At 34.9% G+C, this 3305-nt stretch carries 3 protein-coding genes; all 3 read right to left on the bottom strand.

What is annotated here, in order from left to right; genetic code table 11:
* Nucleotides 1-109: 109 nt before the first annotated feature.
* The gene (locus ACODS7_RS31400; protein ID WP_488828481.1) at nucleotides 110-1174 is read right to left on the bottom strand and encodes a Fic family protein; all 1065 of its coding nucleotides are present in this window, start codon (nucleotides 1172-1174) and stop codon (nucleotides 110-112) included.
* Nucleotides 1175-1342: 168 nt separating this feature from the next.
* Nucleotides 1343-2132 (bottom strand): IS5 family transposase gene (locus tag ACODS7_RS31395; protein ID WP_488828479.1). Its coding sequence is split into 2 segments (ribosomal slippage): nucleotides 1343-1873 and nucleotides 1875-2132, totalling 789 coding nucleotides; the frame shifts between segments, so codons are not numbered across the junction.
* A gap of 556 nt (nucleotides 2133-2688) precedes the next feature.
* On the bottom strand, nucleotides 2689-3305 hold a 617-nt coding region (locus tag ACODS7_RS31390; RefSeq protein WP_488828477.1), incomplete at its 5' end, for a ribonuclease H family protein.

The raw sequence follows: 3305 nt of genomic DNA, 5'->3' as shown, positions 1-3305 counted from the left end.
ATAGGTGAAAGCTTTTCAAACTTACCCCTAATAAGATTGAAAAGAGTAGAAATCTAGATCCATTCATAAAAAAAGCGAAACGAATCTTCTATGGATTCGTTTCGCTTTTTTATGTTGTTGTACCCGTTTCTTCTGTAACTGTAGACCATTTTGCTGTTCTCCCTTTAGATAGGAGTGTTATTTTATGTTGTTCTTGTAAACACTGAAATGTTCTTTGGAATGTACTTTCTGAAACGGTAGGAAATCTTTTTCGAATGTCTTCTTTTGAAAAAGGCCCCCTTTGTTTTACAATATAATCTCGTAGCTGCAGACTTCGGTGTCCTTTGATTTGATAAGGAAGTAAGGTTGCCTGTAATTCTTCATATGCTGCATGAAGGATACGTAGGAAACAGTCTGTAATAAAGACCAAATTATGTTCTTCTGAAAACCAATTAGCCGCTGATTTATACAAAGCTTCATAATAAGTATTTTCCCACTGCTTGATGATAGCATCTAAGGAAATATACTTCACAACAGCGTATTTCTCTTTTACTAATAACAAACTAAACAATAACCGTACCATGCGTCCATTTCCTTTATCAAAAGGAACGATACATATAAAATGAAATATAAAGTTGATCATACTAAGTATAGGATCTACATTACGAGTTAACATACTTTGATTATACTCTGTACACAGTTTTTCTAAAAAATAGGGTATATCTTTTGCTGGTACTGTTTGATGGTGGGATAGGGGCATACTTTCATGTGAAAAACCATGACAAACAATATCTTGTTGCCGGAACGTGCCGCTGTCTGAAGTCGCATATTTAAACAGTTGAAAATGAATTTCTAACATGGTTTCCACAGAAATAGAAAGCGTCTCATATTGATCATGGATTAACGAAAAAGCGTCGTGATAACACGTAATTTCTTCTTCCATCATGGTTTGTGGAAATCGATCTTGTGCAAGTAATGTTTTTAGTTTTATATTAGATAGTTTCATCCCCTGATACATATTCATAAAATGTTTAATCTGTCTGTCACGAGTACTTTGATGTAATTTTTGAAAAAGTAATGGAAATTCCTTTTCATAGACAGTTAATTTTCCTTGATCATGATGTATCTTCCCTAGCAGACTGACCATTTCCATATGAAATGGCATATGTAGAAAAGACTTCCCAAAAAAGTCCATCTCCTATTCCTCTTCTCTTTCAACATAGTAACTGGATTTCTTGTTATTTTTCAAATCGGATTAATTGTATACATTTTTTCATTTTTATACAGGGATTTTCTTCTTTTTTCACAATGAATTTTCATTTTTTTCATATTCATTTGTAGTAGAATATACCTTAGAACCTGTTTAAAATCTTTTTAGTAAAATCGCTACACCTGCTAATAAGCAACTCTGTCTACTATTTTCAAGTGTTCGTTCGCAATTCTTCCATAGTCTACGGTAATTTTCTAACCAAGCAAAGGTGCGTTCCACAATCCAGCGTTTCGGTAACACAACAAATTTGTGAAGTTCAGAGCGTTTGATGATTTCAACCGAACAATCAATCGCCTCTTTTATCGATTGTGCAAAAGATGGGCCTGTGTACCCACCATCACAAAGTATATTTGTTACTTTGTCCAATGATTTCTTATGCCTTTCACACATTTCGATAGCACCCTCTCGGTCCGTTATATTGGCAGTTGTTATTTCTATGGCATGTATGAGCCCATTGGTATCTACAGCGATATGTCGTTTGATCCCTGACACTTTTTTTCCGGCATCGTAGCCTTTTTCACTAGCTATCCATGTGTTTTTCACGCTTTGTGCATCTACGATGCAGAAGCTTGTCTGATTTTTTCGACCATCTTGTTCACGATAAGTTTCAACCAATTTTTTTATGCACTTTTTCGAGAAGACTTATGCCATTCTCGTCTACTTTCCGCCACATCTGATAGTAGGAATATACGGTTTGCCAGTTTGGAAAATCACTTGGTAGATTACGCCATTGGCATCCTGTGGTAAGCGAGTATAGCACACCGCAGAATACTTCGTATAAATCCACTGTACGTGGGCGCGTCTTTTTACGTGCATTTTCTAAATCTTCGCGAATTAGTTCAAACTGTTCACGTGAAACATTACTTGTATAATCGTGTATCATTGAAAACATCCTTTTTGTACAGAGTATACCATAGATTTCAAACAGGTTCTAATTCATTTGGCCCCGTGTAAAAGACATTTTTCATCTTCTTTTTCCTCCTTTATGTGATTTTTTATACGTCTCCTCCATCAAATTCATTTCTTTATCTTTTCATATCTATTTTATCACATCCTATCTTATATGGGCATATAATTAGGAACAGCAAAAAGGACATCTTCCTCAGGAAGATGCCTTTTTTATGTAACTTTCTCTAGATGATAATCCTATTATATGCAATTTATTCATAAATATACCAAATAATTGTATGCTAGTAAATTAGACGTGTTATTCTTCACAAACACAGCTATTCCATATGCTACGAAAGTTGCTGGCTCTACCACCCGATCCTTCACAACAATCTTGCTTGTGCCAGCGAAGAATCACGAACACGCTTTCGAATTATAAAATCTACCTCTCATTTTGTCAATAGCAGACAAATAACAAAACTATAAACAATAAACAGAATGACTTATAGTATCAGTCATATTTTAATTATAGGATTCATACCCAACTATTTTTATAAATTCGTTGCATATTTCGCAAGACGATCAGCTAAATCATTGTACTCATTACCGCTATGAGCCTTAACTTTTACAAATTGTATTTTAATATTCCGCATGTATTTTTGCATAAAATCTTGATACTCTTTTGTTTGAGGGTTTTTAGCTCTCCAAGCTTTTGTTGCGAAATTTTCAATACCCGTATAGTCATAGTACAATATCATGTGTTTCCAGCCATTCGCTAAAGCTAATTCTACCGCACGTCTTGCACCCATGAGCTCAGCACCTACATTATGAGTAGCTGTTACATCTGAGTAGGGATAGGCACTAAAATCTTTTAGGTACACTTGGTTTTGAGCAATCATAACCAAGCCATATCCTGCAATTTTTCGTCTTACGTTATAACTGCCATCAATATAAACTTCTACAATAGATTCTTGTGAAACACCTGAAGAATGTAGTTTCGTTGGCTGTTCTTTTATGTTTTGAGAAGGAGCAGATACGTGGTGTTTTTTATTTTGAATGAGAGTGGATGACAAATATTTTTGTGCTTCTTTTTTAGAAGGAAAAGAGCGGTATTGGGCACCTGAATACCCTTTCACATGCGTCTCACATTCTTTCCAAGAATAAAAAA

This window comes from Bacillus sp. FG16 (assembly GCF_057809515.1).
The sequence above is the reverse complement of the archived record's forward strand: the minus strand, read 5'-3'. Positions and strand labels throughout refer to the sequence as shown.

Coding starts and splice junctions, on each gene's coding strand:
- ACODS7_RS31400 (WP_488828481.1), bottom strand. CDS start 1,174: ATGGACTTTTTTGGGAAGTCTTTTCTACATATGCCATTTCATATGGAA.